The organism is Salipiger sp. IMCC34102 (genome assembly GCF_004145405.1).
Taxonomy (GTDB): domain Bacteria; phylum Pseudomonadota; class Alphaproteobacteria; order Rhodobacterales; family Rhodobacteraceae; genus Loktanella.
The window spans coordinates 80,698-100,335 of sequence record NZ_SELQ01000008.1; the positions used below are offsets into that span (position 1 = coordinate 80,698).

Annotated in this window: 11 protein-coding genes; 7 read left to right on the forward strand and 4 right to left on the reverse strand. The window is 68.6% G+C overall.

What is annotated here, in order from left to right:
* The first annotated feature begins 2 nt into the window (after positions 1 to 2).
* Positions 3 to 749: an IclR family transcriptional regulator gene (locus EU805_RS14820; protein WP_129764767.1), complete on the forward strand. Its 747-nt coding sequence runs from the start codon at positions 3 to 5 to the stop codon at positions 747 to 749.
* Here the strand turns inward: EU805_RS14820 and EU805_RS14825 are convergent.
* On the reverse strand, positions 746 to 2,842 hold the full coding sequence (locus EU805_RS14825) for an acetate--CoA ligase family protein (RefSeq protein ID WP_129764768.1): 2,097 nt from the start codon (positions 2,840 to 2,842) through the stop codon (positions 746 to 748). The genes EU805_RS14820 and EU805_RS14825 overlap by 4 nt on opposite strands.
* Positions 2,843 to 3,174: 332 nt before the next feature.
* Here EU805_RS14825 and EU805_RS17495 point away from each other — a divergent pair, with 332 nt between their 5' ends.
* From EU805_RS17495 to EU805_RS17895, 6 genes are all read left to right on the forward strand, one after another.
* On the forward strand, positions 3,175 to 3,330 hold the full coding sequence (locus tag EU805_RS17495; RefSeq protein ID WP_165351968.1) for a hypothetical protein: 156 nt from the start codon (positions 3,175 to 3,177) through the stop codon (positions 3,328 to 3,330).
* 123 nt (positions 3,331 to 3,453) lie between these two features.
* Complete coding sequence (locus EU805_RS14830; RefSeq protein WP_129764769.1) at positions 3,454 to 6,861, forward strand: calcium-binding protein; 3,408 nt, start codon at positions 3,454 to 3,456, stop codon at positions 6,859 to 6,861.
* 75 nt (positions 6,862 to 6,936) lie between these two features.
* Positions 6,937 to 8,601 (forward strand): ABC transporter transmembrane domain-containing protein, encoded by a 1,665-nt coding sequence (locus tag EU805_RS14835; protein WP_129764770.1) that lies wholly within the window; start codon positions 6,937 to 6,939, stop codon positions 8,599 to 8,601.
* The gene (locus EU805_RS14840; protein ID WP_129764771.1) at positions 8,598 to 12,110 is read left to right on the forward strand and encodes an HlyD family type I secretion periplasmic adaptor subunit; all 3,513 of its coding nucleotides are present in this window, start codon (positions 8,598 to 8,600) and stop codon (positions 12,108 to 12,110) included. The genes EU805_RS14835 and EU805_RS14840 overlap by 4 nt, the downstream gene beginning before the upstream one ends.
* Before the next feature lie 88 nt (positions 12,111 to 12,198).
* Entirely contained in the window at positions 12,199 to 13,311 is a 1,113-nt protein-coding gene (locus tag EU805_RS14845; RefSeq protein ID WP_129764772.1) for an S-(hydroxymethyl)glutathione dehydrogenase/class III alcohol dehydrogenase, read from the forward strand.
* A 703-nt stretch (positions 13,312 to 14,014) separates the two neighbouring features.
* Positions 14,015 to 17,812 (forward strand): Hint domain-containing protein, encoded by a 3,798-nt coding sequence (locus tag EU805_RS17895; protein ID WP_305000494.1) that lies wholly within the window; start codon positions 14,015 to 14,017, stop codon positions 17,810 to 17,812.
* 133 nt (positions 17,813 to 17,945) lie between these two features.
* Here the strand turns inward: EU805_RS17895 and ureG are convergent, their stop codons facing one another.
* From ureG to EU805_RS14910, 3 genes are read right to left on the reverse strand one after another with little or no spacing between them, the layout of a single operon-like run.
* Positions 17,946 to 18,548: an urease accessory protein UreG gene (gene ureG, locus EU805_RS14900; RefSeq protein ID WP_129764773.1), complete on the reverse strand. Its 603-nt coding sequence runs from the start codon at positions 18,546 to 18,548 to the stop codon at positions 17,946 to 17,948.
* Complete coding sequence (locus EU805_RS14905; protein WP_129764774.1) at positions 18,545 to 19,171, reverse strand: urease accessory protein UreF; 627 nt, start codon at positions 19,169 to 19,171, stop codon at positions 18,545 to 18,547. Before EU805_RS14905 ends, ureG begins: the two co-directional genes overlap by 4 nt.
* The gene (locus EU805_RS14910; RefSeq protein WP_129764775.1) at positions 19,164 to 19,628 is read right to left on the reverse strand and encodes an urease accessory protein UreE; all 465 of its coding nucleotides are present in this window, start codon (positions 19,626 to 19,628) and stop codon (positions 19,164 to 19,166) included. The genes EU805_RS14905 and EU805_RS14910 overlap by 8 nt, the downstream gene beginning before the upstream one ends.
* Between the last annotated feature and the right edge of the window lie 10 nt (positions 19,629 to 19,638).

Sequence of the window (19,638 nt, forward strand, 5' to 3'; positions counted from 1 at the left end):
CCATGATCAAATCCGTCGACAAGGCCCTGCGGCTTCTGGAAATTTTGTCCCAGTCGGACAGGCCCATGCGGCTGCGCGACATCGCCGAGGCCTCCGAGCTGACGCGGTCGAACGCCTTTCGGATGCTGCAGACCTTGCGCGACCTCGGCTACGTCGCGCAGGTCGGCGACGGATCGCATTATGATCTGACGCTGAAGATCTTCGAAATCGGTGCCCGCAAGGTGGCTTCCAACGCCCTCGTCTCGGTCGCGCATCCCGTCCTGCAACGCCTGTCCGAGCGTGTCTCGGAGAACGTCATGCTCAGCGTGCGCGAAGGGCTGACGAGCGTCGTCCTCGACCGGATCGAAAGCCGCGCCTTCGTGCGGACCTTCGCCTACCTGGGCGCGCGCGCCCCGCTGCACGCCGTATCCGGCGGAAAGGTCCTGCTGGCCTGGGCGCCGGACGAGGTGATCCGGGCGATGGCGGCCGATCTGCCTCGGTTCACCGAAGCGACGATCACCGATCCGGACCGCCTGGCGCAGGAGGTCGAGACGATCCGCGCGCAAGGCTATGCCACCGCCATTCACGAGATCAACGACGCCGCGCGCGGCGTCGCCGTGCCGATCCGATCCCTGCACGGCGACGTCGTGGCGGCCCTGAGCATTTCCGGCCCGATGGAGGACATGGACGCGGCGCTCATCGCCCGTTTCGTGGCCGAATTGCAGGACCACGCCGCCCGGATCGAACGGACCTGGACCGGCGCGGCCTAGCTCAGCGTACCCCGTCCATCCAGCGCATGGGCGCCGTCCTCGGTGATGCGGAAGGGATTGATCTCGAAATCCTGCAGGCGATCGCCAAGGTCATCCCCCAGCCAGGACAGGCGCGAGATCGCCTCGCAGGCCGCGTCCACCGCCATGGGGGCCTGACCGCGCGCACCATCGAGCAGGGGCCAGATCCGAAGATCCTGCAGCATGTCCCGCACGTCTTCGGACGACAGGGGCGCCCGGCGCTGCACCACGTCCCGAAGCAGTTCGACGTGTATGCCACCGGCGCCGAGCACCAGCTGCGGCCCGAAGCCCGGCTCGCGGGTCAGTCCCACGATCAGCTCGACCCCGGCGGGGATCATCTGCTGCACGTCGATCCGGACCGGCGCGCCCGGCGCAGCGGTCTCGATTGCCCCGACGATATCCGAGAAGGCCGCCCGCACCGCTTCGGCGTCCGCCAGCCCCACCTTGACGAGGCCGAGGTCGCTCTTGTGGACGACATCCCCGACCACGCCTTTCAACACGACGGGATAGCCGCAGGATTCCGCCGCCTCGACCGCCGCCTCCACCGTCGTGGTCAATGTCGCGGCGGGGATCGACACGCCGTAGCCGGCGAGGATCGCCTTGGCCTCGGGTTCGGTCAGGAAGCCCGTCGCCTCGATGGTGGGCGCGCTCAGGTCCGCGGGACGTTCGGGCATCTGCACACGCGGCGACATCGTCGATAGCTCACGGTAGACCTGCAGGACGCGGTAAAGGTCATCGGTCCGCGTCAGGAAGGGCAGTCCGGCCGCGAAGGCCTGATCGCGTTGTTCCGCCCCGAACCGCGACAGGTTGAGGACCAGCACCACGGGCTTGCCCTGTCGCCTCCAGACCTCGATGACGTGGTCCAGCGTCTGCGGCATCATCGGTTGCGGCGTCATGACATAGGCGGTCAAACCGGTTTCGGGATCGGCGTGGACGGACTCGATGGCCCGTTCGAAGATGCCGAACTCCAGGCCCCCCTTGTGGCCGCCGAGGTCGAGGGGATTGTTGGCGTGAGTGGCGGGGTAATCCTGTTCCAACCGCCCTTGCGTCTCGGCGGCAAAGGGCGCGGCGGACAGCCCGCGAGAGGCCAGTTGATCGGCCATGATGGCCGCACCGCCCCCCGAGGCGCAGATGAGTCCGGTGTTCGTGCGCCCGGGCCGCGGATTAGCCGAGATCACCCCGGCGGCCAGGATCATCGCGTCCGGATCGTCGAGCAGGACGACACCGCAATCGCGGCACAGCGCCTCGAAGGCGGAATAGGACCCGGCAAGGCTCGCGGTGTGCGATTTCGCCAGTTGCGATCCCGCTTCGGTGCGTCCCGCCTTGACCGCCAGCACGGGCTTTCCCGCCGCATGGGCTTGCAGGCAAAGCTCGCGGAACCGTTCGGGCGATTTCAGCCCCTCGATATACAGGCAGACGACCCGGGTTTCGGCATCGGCGATGAAGGCTTCCAGAAAGTCGCAGAGTTCCAGATCGGCCTGGTTGCCGATGCTGACCATGCCCGACAGACCGACGCCGTGGTCGTGACTTTGAAGGAACAGGGTGCCCATCATGGCGCCGCTCTGGCTGACGAAGGCCACCCCGCCTTTGCGCATCTGGCCCGCGTAGCGCAGGGTGGGTGTCGACGACAGCGCGAGGTTCGCCTGCGGCACGATCATCCCCATGCAGTTGGGGCCGATCAGCCGCATGTTGTAGCTGCGCGCGATCTCCACGATCCGACGCTCCAGCGCGGCCCCCTCCGCGCTGAATTCGCCCAGTTGCGCCGTGATGATGACGCAGGCCCCGACGCCGGCCTTGCCGCAGGCCTCCACGGTATCGGCAAGCGCTTTTGCGGGAACGGCCACCAGTGCAAGGTCGACGATCTCGGGCAGATCGGCCACGGAAGGATAGCAGGTCAGGCCGAGCACGTCGCTACGCTTGGGATTGACCGGGTAGATCTGCCCTTCGTACCCGTGATCGACGAGGTGATGCAGAATGCGCCCCCCGAACTTCGCGTAATCCTCCGAAGCCCCGATCAAGACCAGCGACTTGGGCGCGATGACACGACCCATTTCGATAGGTTCGGTCCGTTTCATGTATTCCCCTCCACCTGTTCCGTTATTTGGAACGTACTTGCATATTGTGATACAGGTCACTTGGTTTGGATGGTTCTGTCAAGTCGGCGTGGCAGAAGACCCTCCAAGCAACCCTCGGTTTCGCTTCGAAGACGCCCGGGTCCTGGTTCAACTGCGATCGCTAATAGCCGCGGACCCTCGCCCATGGCTCAGTCGCGATTTCTGGAATTGTTATAGTATCACCTTGCCTACGTCCCGGCGCGCGCTGCGGGGATCGCGACGCCGTAATCCTGCATTTGGTCGGTCACGGACGGCTTAGCCTGCATCGTGCGGGCGATCGGAACTTGCCCCCCGTGCCCAACCCCGAAGCGGTGGAAGACACCATCTCGATGCAGATCGAAACCCTGCACGCGCAAGTTCGGCACCACCCGGAGCGGTTCACGCCCTGGCTTGCGATCTATTTCGAAAATCACCGCGACAATATCTTCGGTGGGCGCGAGGTGCCCTGACGCCCCCCCAGGACCCGCGCCAATCCCTGATCGGCCCGCATTTTAATCGCATTCTCCTGCTTACCCTTCGGCAACGATTTCCTGCCACCCCGAACGGAACAGGATATCGGAAGGGTCGCGACGATGGTCGAATTCAGGGTCGAACAGGGCGCCAAGGCGCCGAACGCGGCGCGTGAAGGTGATCTTGCGGCGCGCGGACCTGCACCGCAGACCGTCAACGCCTGGGAAACGGAAACCCAGATCGACACGGTGGAGATCGCAGCCGACGCCGCCGCGATGCAAGGCAGCGGCGCGACGCTCGCCTCGCTCTCCGGCCTGCTGAAGCCGGAAGAGACGCGGGTCGAAAGCGCCATGGTCGAAACGCCAGGGACCGGGATCCACCCCGCACCTCCCTCCGCCGACTTGGACGAGACGCCTCCACCACCACCGGCCGGGGCCGTCCCGGAAGGCGCGACACCGGGCGCCGTGCCCCCCCTGCCCCCGGGCGCGGGCGAGGACGCAGGGCGCGGACCGGCGACGCCGCTCGCCGCATCTGCCGAAGCCCCCGTCGCGGTGGCCTCCGGCCCGGACCTCTCCACCCCCCAGACCGCGATGCCGCCTCAGATCACCCTGGACGGGGTCGATCCGCCGGGCGATCCTGCCCCCCTCCCCCAAAGCGTGGTCCTGGGCACGTCGGAGGATGACCCCGACACGACGCCAGCGGCGTCCCCCTCGGAAAGCCCGAACCCGCCGCCCCCCTCGCCGGGACCCGCGTCGCCCGAGGCCCCGCCCACGGACCCCGCGACGCCGGACGTGATCCCGCCCGTGGCGGAGAGTCCCGGCGACCCGTCCGTGATACAGGATGCGCCTTTGCCCGAGGATGCGCAGGGGCCCCTCACCGTCGCCCGGCTGGACCTCGACGGTGCCGCCGACGCCGTCTTCGAGATCACCGATGCGCAGGGCAACCCGCTGGTGCATCCGCTCTTCGCGATCGACGGCGATCGGATCGTGCTGCGCGCGGGCGCCACCCCCGACTTCGAGGCGGGTGGCACGGTCCCGCTTTACCTGCGCGCGATCGAGGGAGACACCACCTTCGACCCCGTCGCCGTTCAGATCGACCTCACCGACGTGGCGGAGATCGTCACGCTGGGTGACGACGGCGTCACCTTCACCGACACCGGCGTGACGGAAATCGCGCTGCGCGGCGGGACGGGCTCCGACACGATCACCGGCAGCGCCGGCGACGACCGGATTTCAGGCGGCGGCGGCGACGACCTGATCGACGCCGCCGCCGGGCTGGATACGGCGGGGTTCTCCGGCAGCTGGGCCGATTACGACATCACCCGCACCGGCACGGACCTGCGCGTCGGCGACACGCGGGACGGGACGCCGGACGGGATCGATACGCTCAGCGGTGTCGAGCGGCTCGCCTTCTCCGACCGGACCCTCACGGCCGAGGAGGCCCTGAACCGTGCGCCCGACCTCGCGGTCACCGGCGGCACGGCGACCGAAGGCCAGGAGGGCGCGCAGGTCGCTACCCTGAAGGCAAGCGATCCCAACGCGGGCGATGCGCTTACCCTCGCAGTCGAAGATCCACGGTTCGAGATCGCGGAGGACACCCTGCGGCTTCGCGACGGGATCGCCCTCGATCACGAAACGGACGGGGCCGCGATCGACGTGACGGTGACCGCCACCGATCTCAAGGGGGCGACCACCGAACAGGTCGTCCGCGTGGAGATAGAGGACAAGGCAGAGCGTATCAGTCTCCCCGACGGCGGCGCGGCATTCACCGACACCGGTGTCACGGAAACCGCTGTCGCGGGCGGCAACGGCGCCGATGCGATCACCGGCAGCGGCGGCGCGGACACCCTGTCGGGGGGGTCGGGGAACGACCAACTGGTGGGCGCCGCGGGCGACGACGATCTGACCGGCGGACAGGGCGACGACCGCATCGACGGGGGCGCGGGCCTCGACGTCGCCCGCTGGTCCGGCGATCTGTCGGGCTTCTCCGTGGCACTCGAGGACGGGACCTTCACGATCACCGACCTGCTGGGCCGCGCGGGCAGCGACCGCGTCACCGGGGTCGAACAGTTCGACTTCGCGGGGACCCTGCACGATCTGGCGCAGTTGCGCATCGTCGCGGCGCGGCAGTCCGACACCCCGCCGGACGCCCCCTATCTCGCCGGGCCCGGCACGGTGGCCGAGGATGCGCCCGCGGGCACGGTGATCGGCCGACTGCTGGGCGGCGATCCGGACGGCGACGCCGTGACCTACCGGCTGACCGACGCGGCGGGCACGCCGCTCGACGACCCCCGCTTCGAGATCGCGGGCCAGGCGTTGCGCATCCGCCCCGGTGCCGATCTCGATTTCGAAACAGCACCCGTGCAAGAGGTCCATGTCACCGCCCGAAGTGCTGACGCGGGCTCCGCGCCGACCGCGATCACGGTGACGATCGCGGATCGGGCAGAGGTGGTGCAATTGGCCGATGGCGGACAGATCTTCACCGATGAGGGCCTGGCCGAAACCCGCGTCATCGGCGGCGACGGGGCCGACCGGATCACGGCGGCGGCGGGCGGCCTCGACATGGCGGGGATGGACGGCGACGACATCCTGACCGGCGGCTGGGGCGACGATCGCCTGGACGGCGGGGCGGGTGACGATACGCTCTTCGGTGGCGGGTGGGACGATACCCTCCTCGGCGGTGACGGTGACGATACGCTGCACGGCGGCACGGGGTTCAACCGGATCGACGGTGGCGCGGGTCAGGACACCGCCACCTGGGACCGCGCCCTGTCCGAGTTCGAGGTGAGCCATGATGCCGCGACCGACAGGTTCTCGGTCGTGGACCCGGTCGCGCTCGACTATTCGGACAGCGTCACGGGGGTCGAGGTCTTCGACTTCGCCGGGACCGTCTACACAGCGGCGGAGCTGCGGGACCACGCCACGCGCGGCGACACGCGACCCGCCGGCCCGATCGATGCGGGCTCCGACCTCGGGCCGCCCGATCCCGCGGACCCGGTCGCACCGTCCGAAGAGGGGGCCTCGCCCACCCCGGACGATCCCGCACCGCCCCTTACCCCGGACACGGTCCCCCCCGCCCCCGGCACCGCGTCGCTGAGCGGAACCGAAGGCGCAGACACGCTGATCGGCGGCACAGGGGCGGACCGGATCTTCGGTGGGGCGGGCGACGACCTGCTCTTCGGCGGAGAGGGTGCGGCAAGCGATACGCTGTTCGGTGGCACGGGCGACGACGAGCTGGATGGCGGCGCGGGCGACGACACCTACGTCGTGGGCGCGGGCGAGGATTGGACCATGATCAGCGACGGCGGCCAGGGCTGGACCGATACGCTGCTGCTCGACGGGGTCACGGGCCCCGCCACCGTCCTGGGCGACACGGCGACGGGCCAGGGCTGGACCATGATGCTCGACAGCGGCGCGGTTGCCGATCAGCGCCCCGGCGTGCTGGACCTGACCGACGATTCCGCGGGTCTGCTCAGTTTCGACGACGGCAGCGCGGTGGATTTCATCGGCCTCGACCGGGTGGCGTGGTAGGCGACCTGCGGATCTTCTTAACCTGAATTTTCCATTGCGAGTCTATTTCGCCCCTCGACCGGACGAGGACAGAGCATGGACGTCTCGCACACCCAACCGCGCCGATTGACGCGCGACCCCACGATCCTTGCGGCGGGTCTGACCTCGAACCTGCTGGGGCTGGCCCTGCCGCTGGCGATCATCCAGGTCTACGACCGGATCATCCCGCGCGAAGGGTTCCAGACGTTGACGGTCCTGGCCTTCGGGTTGGTCACCGCCGCCCTCGCGGACTTGGCAGTCCGGCAGGCCCGCAGCCGCCTCATCGCCGCCGCGGGCGCGCGGTTCGAACTTGCCGCCTATACCCGCGCCTTCCGCGCCCTCCTGCAACGCGACGCGCGCTTCGACGCGCTCGATCCCGGCACGCTGCATGACCGGATCGCCAGTATCGAGCTGATCCGCCGTCACAACAGCTCCGAGATGACGGCGGCAATGCTCGACGTGCCGTTCATCGCGCTTTTCATCGGGGTGATGACGCTGATCTCGCCGGTGATGGGCGGGGCGATCTGCGCGCTGGCCGCTGTCTCGATCACGGCGATCTGGCTGCAACGGCGGCAGGTGCTGCGCCTGAACGCCGACCGGCGCGACCGCGACCGGCGGCGGCACTCCTTCCTGGTCGAGACGCTGCGCGGGATCGAGATGATCAAGGGCCTCGGCATCGAGGCGCAGATGCAGCGCCGCTACGAAAAGCTGATGGCCGTGAACGCCTGGATCACCGCGCGGCTGAGCGGGCGGATCAGCCTGACGCAGGGCACTACCGCCGCCATCGGCCTGCTGGCGCCCGCGCTGATGTCCTGCGTCGGCGCCGCCCTCGTCCTGCGCGGAGAGATGAGCGTGGGCGCCGTCGCCGCCATCGTCTTGCTGACCGGCCGCGTGATCCAGCCGCTCCTGCGGATCGAGGCGCTGGTGGCCGGCGGTCGTGACCTGCGCACCGCCCAGGCCCACGTGGCAGAGCTGACCCGCGACCACGACGACCGACTGTTTCCCGTGACGCCCGGGCGGATCGACCGGATCGACCTGCGCCGCGTCGCGCTCGCGGCGGACCCCGACGCCGCCCCCCATCTGCGGGGACTGACCCTGAGCTTGCAACGCGGCGACTGCGTGGCGCTGTCGGGCGACGACGGCTCGGGCCGGTCGCTGCTCTTGCGCGCCCTGGCAGGGCTCGTCCCCCCGGCAGAGGGGCGCATTATGGTCGACGGCATCCCGATGGGGCGCATCGACCCCGACGCGCTGGCCTCTCGCGTGGCCTACCTGCGGTCGGATTACACGATGCTCGACGGCACCCTGCTCGAGAACCTCACCGGGTTCGAGGTCGAAGCGCATCGCGACGCCGCCCTCGCGCTGACACGCGAACTGGGGATCGACGGGTTCCTGGCGCAGCACCCCGCCGGGCTGTCGATGAAGCTGGCGGCGAACGCGGCCGGCGCGCTGCCCGCATCGGTGCACGACGCGGTCTTCCTGATCGCGGGCCTGGCAAGGCAGCCCGACGTGATCCTCTTCGACGAGGCGAACGCGAACCTCGACCACCAGATCGACCGCGCGATGATCGAGGTCCTGCGCCGCCGCATCCCCGATGCGATCACCGTCCTCGTCACCCGCCGCCCGTCCTACCTTGCGCTCGCCGGACGGCATCTGGCCGTCACGAAGGGCGGGCTGATCGAAGCCGTGCCGGCGGACCTGTCCCCGCGCGAGACCGACCGATGACCGCGGCCCGCCCCGGCATCTTCCGGCTGCGCAACCGCAGCGATTCCTCCCGTCCCGACGACGAGGCGCGGATTGACGCCACCGCCTGTCCTTACGCGCCCCTGCTGGAGGCGTTCCGCACCGGCCGCTTCTGCGGCACCCCGCAGGATGGGCCCGGCCCCGCCGTCCTGGTCGAGGTGCTGCGACGGCACGGCTGGCGCATCGACATGCGTCGGCTGGCCGCCGCGGTACCGCATTTCCCGAACCACTTCGGGCTGGACGCGGTGCGCAACACCCTGCGGCGGGTGGATGTGGCCACGACGCTCGACCGGGTGCCGGGGCGCGACCTTGCCGCGCTGCCCGCGGGGTCGGTGGTGCTGTCGCGCAGGCGCGGTTACCTCTTCATCGACCGCGACGAGGCGGAGACGCCCCACCTGTCGGAGCACCAGACCGGGCGCCGCCGCCGCATCCGCGCGCGCCGGACCTATAAATGCCTCGTGCCCCTGCCCGCCGATCTTGCGGAGGCCGAACCCGCCGCACCGCGGACCGGCTGGACCGGCCAGCTGGTGCAACGCTTCGCGCCGCAGAACCGTGCGCTGCTGGCGCTGACGCTTCTGTCGAACCTGCTCGTGGTCGTGGGCTCCCTGCTGGTGACCTTCGTCTTCAACACCGTGATCCCCGGCGGCGCGATGGAGACGCTCGCCGCCCTCGCCGCGGGGATGGTGCTGCTCCTGGCGATGGATCTGTCGCTGCGCCGGGCCAAGTCGCGGCTCATCGCCCATGTCTCCGGGCGGCTCGACTACATCGTCAGCACAGCGCTCTTCGACAAGCTGCTGTCCCTGCGGCTGGAGATGCTGACCGCCGCCCCGATCAGCGACCAGATGAACCGCCTGCGCCAGTTCGAGACATTGCGCGATGTCTACGCGGGCCCCGTGGTCGCCGTCCTGTTCGAGCTGCCTTTCGTCGCCATGGTCGTGCTGGGCCTCTATTTCGTCGACCCCGCCATCGGCCTTGTGCTGACGGCGGCGGTGGCGGCGCACGTGGGCCTGGGGCTTGCCGTGCTGCCCCGGATCCGGCGCGCCTCGGCCCGGATGGTGGGGCTGCGCGACGAGGTCATGCGCCTGCAGGAGGAAACCCTGAGCCAGCGCGCCCAGATCGTCGAACGTGGCCTGGGCCGGGTCTGGGCCGCGCGGCTCGCCCCGCGCTACGCCCGGCTCGGCCGCGCCCGCCGCGAGGTGGAGCAGGTCTGGCGCGCCTTGGGCAACCTCGTCGCGGTGCTCTCGCCGCTTTTCGTGGGGGCCGTGGTCTTCGTCGGCGCGGTCCGGGTGACCTCGGGGGCGCTGTCGGGCGGGGCATTGATCGCCTGCATGATCCTGTCGACCCGCGCCCTGGGCCCGGTGCAACAGGCCCTGCTTCTGGCCGTGCGTTCGCCGGAACTGTCGAGCCTGCTGCGCCAGATCTCGGCCATGATGCGGCTGCCCGCGGAGGACGCGGGCGCGGCCTCCGACGCGACGCTGGCGCTGCAATCCTACGATGCGCCGCCGCAGCTGCGCTTCGACGGGGTGGTCCTGCGCTACGGGTCGGGGCTGGCGCCCGCCTTGCGGGGGGTGAGTTTCACCGCCCCCGCGGGGTCCTTCACCGCGATCACCGGACCTTCGGGCGCGGGCAAGACCTCCCTTCTGCGCTGCGCCACGGGGCTTTACCGCGCGCAGACGGGAACGGTGCTGATCGGGCCGGTCAACGTGGGCCAGCTGGACCGCGACCGCCGGGCGCGCCTGATGGGCCACCTTGGCCACGATGCGCTGCAGTTCCACGGCACGCTGGCCCAGAACCTCGCGCTGACCGCCCCCGAAACCTCCCGCGCGCAGATGGAGCGGACCTGCGCCCTCGTCGGCCTGTCGGAGGTCATCGCAGCCCTCCCCGAGGGGCTGGACACCCGCTTCGACCACCGCAACCGGCACCGGTTCTCGCCCGCGTTCCGCACCAAGTTCGCGCTGGCGCAGGTGATCCTGAAACGGCCCCGGGTTCTGATCCTCGACGAACCCGAGGCGAGCCTCACCCCGGCGGACGAGCGGCACCTGATCGACGTGATCCGCGGAGCGGCGGGGCCGATGACGGTCCTGATGGTCACCCAGCGTCCCAGCCTCTGGCGCCAGGCCGACCAGCTGGTCGAGCTGCGCGCGGGCCAGGTCGCATTCGCAGGCCCCCCCCCAGTCATACCTTCGAAGGAGTGCATGATGCCCAGACGTACCGATCCCCTCGCCCCCGCGACCGAAGCCGATGCGCTGACCGCCAGCTACCAGATCGGCGAGACCCACGACACCGGGCACGCGGGCACCGTGGTGCGGATCATCTGCGCGGGCCTGCTCGCCTTCCTCGCCTGGGCCGCCCTCGCCCCGGTGCACGAGATCGTCAGCGGCGAAGGGCAGATCCAGCCCGAAGGCCGCACCACCCGGATCGAGCATCTCGACGGTGGGATCGTCGCGCGCCTCCTCGTGGCCGAAGGCGACCGCGTGGAGGCCGGCCAGCCGCTCCTGCAGCTCGACGGGACCGACCTCGCCGCCGAGGCGCGCAAGCTGGAAGGGCGGCTGGCCTTCCTGGACGCGCGGATCGCGGGGCTCGACGCCCTCTTGGCTTTGGACCTCGCGCAAGACCTGCCGACCGGCGACCTCGTCCTGTCCGAGGAGATCGGCTTTCACCTCGCGCGTGTCGCCACGATCCGCGCGCAGGCCCGCGTGGCCGAAGCGCAGCACGGCGCCTTGCAGGACCGGATCGCCGTCGCCCGCGACGAGGACGGGTTGCTGGCGGCCAAGGGCGTTCGTTACGCGCAGGCCCGCGACGGCAGTGTCAGCCGCAACGCCCGCGAAGCGGTCCAGCGCGAGGCGCTCGCCGCCCGCGCCACCCTCGCGGGACTGGAGGGAGAGGTCGCGATCCAGGAGGCTTCGATCGCACTTCTGGCCGCGACGGAGCAGGAGCTCGTCGGCCAGATCCGCCACGATGCCAGCCAGTCCCGCGCCGCCCTGATCGACGAGCGCGACCGGTTGTCGGGCACCCTGTCCCAGATCGCGGCGCAGCGCGACCGGCTGATGCTGCGCAGCGACCGCGCGGGCCGCGTGGGCGACATCGCCGTGCGCCATTCGGGCGAAGTGCTGGCCCCCGGCGAGACGGTGCTGGAAATCGTCCCCCGCGACGCCCGCCCCCTGGCGGAGGTCGAGATTCCCGCCGACCGGATCGGCGGCATCGCCGTGGGCCTGCCGGCGAAACTGAAGGTGCTGACCTTCGACTTCACCCGCTTCGGAGAGATCGAGGCCCAAGTCGCCCGTATCGCCCCGACCTCGACCCCGCGGGCGGATGGCACCCCGGTCTACCGCGTGGGGCTGGATCTTGCCGCCACGCGACTGGCCAGCGGGCAGCAGATCACGCCCGGCATGACCGTCGTGGCCGACATCCGCACCGCGCGGCGCACCGTGCTGTCCTACCTTCTGAAACCCATGCGCGTGCTCAAGGACCGGGCCTTCACCGAAGGGTAGAGTGCTGGACCTCGGCGGCGATCCGGGGCAGGTTGGCCGGGTTTCCACCGGGGGTGCGCCGCACCTCGTTTCAACAGGAGTCCTGCCCATGCGCACCCGTGCCGCCGTCGCCCTCAAAGCGGGCCAGCCCCTCGAAATCATGGAGGTCAACCTCGAAGGCCCCAAGGCCGGTGAAGTGCTGGTCGAGATCAAGGCCACCGGCCTGTGCCACACCGACGAGTTCACCCGCTCGGGCGACGACCCCGAAGGGGCCTTCCCCGCGATCCTGGGTCACGAAGGCGCCGGCGTGGTGGTCGAAGTGGGCGAAGGGGTGACCAGCCTCGAAGTGGGCGATCACGTGATTGCACTCTACACGCCCGAGTGCCGCGAGTGCGACTACTGCCTGAACCCCAAGACCAACCTGTGCCAGTCCATCCGCAGCACGCAGGGCCAGGGCGTGATGCCCGACGGGACCTCGCGCTTCTCGATGCTCGATGGCACGCCGATCCTGCACTACATGGGGTGCTCGACCTTTGCGAACCACACCGTCCTGCCCGAGATCGCTCTGGCCAAGATCCGCAAGGACGCGCCCTTCGACAAGGTTTGCTACATCGGCTGCGGCGTCACCACCGGCATCGGCGCCGTCATCAACACCGCCAAGGTCGAGATCGGATCCACCGCGATCGTCTTCGGCCTGGGCGGCATCGGTCTGAACGTGATCCAGGGCCTGCGGCTCGCGGGCGCAAGCCAGATCGTGGGCGTCGACCTCAACCCCGAGAAGAAGCAGATGGCCGAGCATTTCGGCATGACGCATTTCGTGAACCCCAAGGAGGTCTCGGGCGACATCGTGGGCCACCTGGTCGAGGTGACCGGCGGCGGTGCGGATTACACCTTCGACGCGACCGGCAACGTGAACGTCATGCGCCAGGCGCTGGAATCCGCGCACAAGGGCTGGGGTGAATCCATCATCATCGGCGTGGCCCCCGCGGGTGCCGAAATCAGCACCCGCCCCTTCCAGCTGGTCACGGGGCGCAGCTGGCGCGGCACCGCCTTCGGCGGCGCGCGCGGCCGGACGGACGTGCCGAAGATCGTCGACTGGTACATGGACGGCAAGATCGAGATCGACCCGATGATCACCCACACGATGCCGCTCGACGACATCAACAAGGGCTTCGATCTGATGCACAAGGGCGAGTCGATCCGCGGCGTCGTCCTCTACTGAATGCCTCGCCCCGAACCGGTCCGCCGGTTCGGGACACCCGACCGCGGGGTGGGCCTATCCGGCCCCCGCGGTCCCTGCCCCTTCCGCCCCATCGCCGCGCCTTCTCTCCGACGTGGGTGATTCGCGCCGGTCGGGTGGCAGCCACCCCGGAAAACAACCTATTGTTTCTTCTGCCTGAACAATGATCGTGTTCGAGGCCGATTGGTCACGTACCGACTGCAAAGAAATGAGGCAGAATTGTGCCGAAATCGGAGCAAAATCAAAAACAATGCGGTGAGACGTCGCGTGACGGATGCAAACCGCCGCCCCGATGCAGCGCCTTTGATAATTGTTCTATTTCATTGACTTAGCCAATAAACAGCGCCATCGATCCAACCCGTCGAACGGCAGAAATGCGGGCGAAATGTGGCCATGCTGCCCAGAAAGACAGGTCCCGGAGGCACGGAAGCCTCTTTTAGCACTTCGATAATGAAGTATAAACGCCGTGCCGACACGTCGGTGGCCGTTGGGGGACGGCCTGCCCACCCGGGCAAAAAGTCTGCAACAGGTGATCTTAACACCTTCGCGCATGGCGAGCGTTTCGGTCCGTTTTCCGGGCCGTCAACGTGCGGTGCCGCTTCGGCGGTTCCGTCCGGCGGTCTGTCCTGCGCGCTCGTTACATGGCCGGGCGCCCGGCCACAAAGTTCAGGGTCTGGAGGCCAGGATGACGCTTTCGATTTACACAAACATGCTGTCGCATAGCACCACTACCACCAAGACATCCTCTGGCGATGGCGTGGTGAACGGCACGGCCGGAAACGATGCCGCCATGGTGCTGGGCTACACCGATACCGATGGCGACAAGATCACCAACGGCGCCGACATCATCGACGCGGGCTCCGGCAATGACGTGGTCGACGGTGCGGGCGGCGACGACCTGATCCTGGGCGGCGCGGGCAACGACACGCTCAAGGGCGCGGACGGCGACGACGCGATCTTCGGCGACAGCGCGCTCGACACCCCGCGTGAGCGCATGGACGGCCACGACACGATTTACACGGTCGGCGTCTGGGACCTGTCCGACATCCACACCTCCGAAAGCCGCTACAGCCACGATTACCCCTTCCCCGACTCCCCTTACGGCGAGCATGACGTGAAGGGCCAGACCTTCACCGTCAAATCCGGCGAGACGGCCAAGCAGATCGACGTGCGCGACAACGACGCCTACTTCAACGACGGCGACACCTCCCAGGTGCTGGCGGGCCGCGAGACCGTCAACGGCAACACCGAATACGCCGGCGACCGGATCACGCCCGAGTACGGCTATTCCGTCACCGACAGCCACGGCGAGACCATCAACATCTACGTGGTCGAGTTCGATCACAACGACGCCGTGGGCCTCGTCTCCGACAAGCCGCTGGTCGCGGGCGAAAGCTACACCTTCGTCCAGAAGATCACCAACTGCCCCTCGATCAAGTACAGCGACCTGTCCAGCCAGCTGCCCGGCGGCACCGACGGCGGTCCGGCCGGCGACGACGTGCTCTTCGGCGGCAAGGGCGACGACCTGCTCGTGGGCGAGGGCGGCAACGACAAGCTTTTCGGCGGCGAAGGCAACGACACGCTCTACGGCGACAACTTCGAGACCACCGCCCCGGCACCGCGCGAAAGCTTCGAGTGGATCGACCAGTACCAGAACGGCCAGCACGCCTACGGCTTCAGCCAGGACACCGGCAAGATCGAGGTGACCTACAACAAGCACATCGAAGGCCATGTCGAATCCAATGTCGAGAACCATTCCGTCGAATACGACGGCGTGAAGACCGACAAGGAATACGACGGCGAGAATTCGGCGCTGTCCTCGGTCATCGACCGCGGCGAGAAGGCCACCTATTCCTTCGAATTCTCGGAGCAGGTCAACGATCTGCAATTCTCGATCACCGACCTCGACGGCAGCAGCCGGGTGAACATCATCGCGCAGGACGCGGACGGCAACCCGGTCGACATCCAGCTTGTCGCAGGCGACCGCATCGCGACCGACGGCAGCACGGCCACGTCCAAGGGCGGCTACGTCGACAGCTCCAACCTTGCCAGCCAGATGGTCGTGAAGGTCGCGGGGCCCGTGTCCTCGCTGAAGATCGTGCACGACCTCGACGGGCACGACCGCTCGGGCATCTCGATCTCCGACCTGTTCTACGATCCGATCGGCGATCAGACCATCGGCGGCGTGGGCGCGCCGGGGGATGACTACCTCGACGGCGGCGTCGGCGACGACGTGCTCTACGGTGGCGCGGGCAACGACACGATCATCGGCGGCGAAGGTTCCGACACCGTCTATGGCGGCGCGGGCGACGACGTGATCGACACGTCGAACGGCAAGGACCCGGCCACGGACATCGACTACCCCGGCAACGGCTCCCCGATCTTCGGCATCGGCGACAACGACGCCGATCCCTTCGACGATCGCGACGTGGTCTACGGCGGCGCGGGCAACGACAAGATCAAGACCGGCGACGACGCCGACACGATCTTCGGCGGCGACGGAAACGACTGGATCGACGCGGGCATCGACGACGACTTCGTCAGCGGCGGCGCGGGCAACGACACCATCATCGGCAGCCAGGGCAACGACATCCTGGAAGGCAACGCCGGTGACGACCTGATCTACGGCGGCCTCGTCACCGACATCGTCGACATCCCCGACGACAAGGGCGACCCTTCCGCGTTCGACAACCGCGACACGATCTACGGCGGCGATGGCAACGACACGATCTATGGCCGCGACGACGACGACCTGATCTACGGTGGCACCGGTAACGACACGCTTTACGGCGGCGTCGACGACGACACCGTCTACGGTGACGCCGGCGACGACGTGATCTACGGTGGCCAGGGCGACGATCAGCTCTTCGGCGGCAGCGGCAACGACACCATCTACGGTGACGAAGGCGACGACACGATCCGCGGCAACCGCGACGACGACGTGCTCTTCGGCGGCGACGGCAACGACACCATCGGCGGCGCGGACGGCAACGACTACATCGACGGCGGCAAGGGCGACGACGTCCTCAACGGCGGTCGCGACACCGACACCATGTTCGGTGGCGAAGGCAACGACAGCATCGTGGGCTTCGGCGGCGACGACACCATCTTCGGGGGCGACGGACACGACCGCGTCGCGGCCGGTACCGGTGACGACATCGTCTCTGGCGGCAAGGGCGACGACTACCTCGAAGGCGACTACGGGCAGGACTACATCGACGGTGACGAAGGCAACGACGTCATTCTCGACGGCTCCGCCGGCGAGGTCTTCGATAACAAGCCCGCCAGCGGTGCCCGTGCGGCCGACGATTACGACAATGCCTTCGCCGGTGGCGCGGGCGACGACGTGATCCGGGGCGGTGCCGGTGACGACATCCTGACCGGTGACGACGACAGCCGCGTCAGCGCGCGCACCGACGGTGTCTTCGACGCCCATGCCGACGGCTCCGACACGATCTTCGGCGGGGCCGGCAACGACGAGATCCACACCGGGTCCTGGGCCGACAGCGAAGAAGGCTTCGACAACACCCAGACCGGCACCAAGGGCGACCTGGCCTACGGCGGCGACGGCGACGACATCATCCGCGGCGCGGGCGGCGACGACACGCTCTACGGCGATGCGGGCGACGACAACATCGGCTCCGGCGGTGGCGCGGACAAGGTCTTCGGCGGGTTCGGCTCGGATGTCTTCGTCGACGCCTCCTCGGGCGATCACATCGTCGGCGGCGAGGATCCCGACGACGGCGACATCGACCGCTTCGACTTCGACCAGGCGACGCTCGACCGGATCGAAAGCATCAAGCGCAACGGTGGCGCGGGCGACAGCGAGGAGTTGCGGGAATCCGGCACGATCTTCTTCAAGGACGGCACCACCGCCACCTTCGAGGAAATCGAGGCCCCCTGCTTCACCCCCGGCACGATGATCGCCACCCCGCGCGGCGAAGTCCCGGTCGAGGACCTGCAGGTCGGCGACAAGGTCATCACCCGCGACAACGGCATCCAGGAAATCGTCTGGTACGGCCAGAACGAGCTGACCGGACGCGATCTGGCCGCCCGTCCCCACATGAAACCCATCCTGATCAAGGCGGGTTCGCTGGGTCACGGCCTGCCGGAACGCGACATGATGCTCTCGCCCAACCACCGTGTGCTGGTGGCCAGCGACAAGACCCAGCTCTACTTCGAAGAGCACGAGGTGCTCGCCGCTGCCAAGCACATGATCGGCTCCAAGGGGATCCACACCCTCGACGTGATGCGGACGACCTACATCCACTTCATGTTCGAACGGCACGAGGTCGTCCTGTCGAACGGCGCCTGGACCGAAAGCTTCCACCCCGGCGACTACTCGCTCAACGGGTTGGGCAGCAGCCAGCGGAACGAGATCTTCGAACTCTTCCCGGAATTGCAGACGGCCGAGGGGATCGAATCCTACCAGGCCGCCCGCAAGGCGCTCAAGAAGTACGAAGCCCGCATGCTCTTCGCCTGATCGAAGGTGTCCCCGGCGCGCGCTCCAGACCGCGCCGGGGGCAACGAGGGCGATATGGAAACGGCGCGCAAGTCATCCTGCGCGCCGTTTTTCTTTTTCTAAATGGTATTGCGCACGAACGGACCGCCCGCCGCTACAGCCCGCCGATCTCGCGGATGAGGGCGATGATCTCCTCGATCCCGTCGCCCGCCTTGAGGCTGGCGAAGACCGTGGGCCTGTCGCCCCGGGCCGTGGCCGCATCCGCACGCATCCGGTCTAGGTTCGCGCCGACATAAGGGGCAAGGTCGGTCTTGTTGACCACCAGGATGTCGGACCGGGTCAGCGCAGGGCCGCCCTTGCGGGGAATGTCCTCGCCCGCGGCGGTGTCGATCACGTAGATCGTCAGATCCGCCAATTCCGGGCTGAAGGTGGCCGAGAGGTTGTCGCCCCCCGATTCCACGACCACCAGCGCAAGATCCGGATGCCGCTCGCGCATCCGCGCGATGGCGGCAAGATTGATCGAGGCATCCTCTCGGATTGCCGTATGCGGACAGCCCCCCGTCTCGACCCCCATCACGCGGTCGGCGGGCAGGATCTGCATCCGCATCAGCGCCTCGGCATCCTCCTGCGTGTAGATGTCGTTGGTGATGACGGCGAGGGAGACCTCGTTCTTCAGCGCCTCCGCCAGGCGCGCCGTCAGCGTGGTCTTGCCCGCGCCGACAGGGCCGCCGATCCCGATCCGTAGGGGTCCGTTCATGTGGTGAATAGCCTTGGTTGCAGGGTTTCGTGCCGCATCGCCGCGATCTCCGAGCAATGCGCGCAGCTCAGGATATCGTCCAGGCCGCAGCCTTCCGTTTCGGCCGCGACCGACAGGCAGGTGGCGTGCAGATCCGCGTGGACCCGCTGCGCGCCGGTCTGGCCCAGGGGCATCAGCCGCTGCGCGCCCGCGATCAGGTTCGACACGAAGCCCGACAAATAGACCGCCGCGACAGCGCCCACTTCCATCTTCAGCGCGGCCGCCGCACGTCCCACCGCCAGCGGCAGGAGCGTATCGGCCACGTCCAGCCCCCAGACCTCCCGCGCGAGCCGCGCGAAGGCCGCGCCTTGCCGCTCCGCCTCCATCAGGCGTTCGGCGCCGATCAGGTAGCTGCGCGCCAGCGCGTCATCCACGAACCCCGCCGCGGCGAGCCGCAGCCAGATCGCGTCGGACCGGCCCGACCCGTGCCGCAACACGTCCTCCAGCCAGTCCCGCAGGCTGTCTGCGTCGGTGATCCAGCCATCGGCCACCCCCTGCTCGACCCCGTGGGAATAGGCGAAGGACCCCAGTGGATAGGCGGGGGACAGCCATTGTACCAGCGTCAGCAGGCGCGCGTCAGTCATGGGCGCTGTGTCCATGCGCGTGCGCATGGGTGCGCCCGTGCCCGTAGGCCCCGCCTTCCGGCGTGAAGGGCGCGCGCGCCGCCTCGATCTCGGCGCCCAGGTGTTCAAGCATATGTGCGATGACCGGATCGGCCGCGATCACCACGTGATCGGTCTCGATCTGGCAGGGGGTGTGCCGGTTGCCGATGTGCCAGGCCAGCCGCGTAAGGTTCGCCCCCCGCACCCGCAGCACATCCTCTTGCGCCGCCATCACCCGGATGCGCGGCCCGTCGTCCAGGACCAGCGCGTCACCCGCGTTGAGCGACGTGGTCTGTTCCAGATCGACCAGCACGCGCTGACCCGTATCGGTGGTCAGCACCCGGCGCCGCAGGAACCGGGCGGCGTAATCCAGCGTCACGCTGTCGCTGGCGGAGCCGCCGAAGGGCTCCACGTGTCGGGCGGTGGGCAGCGTGGTCATGCCGCCCTCC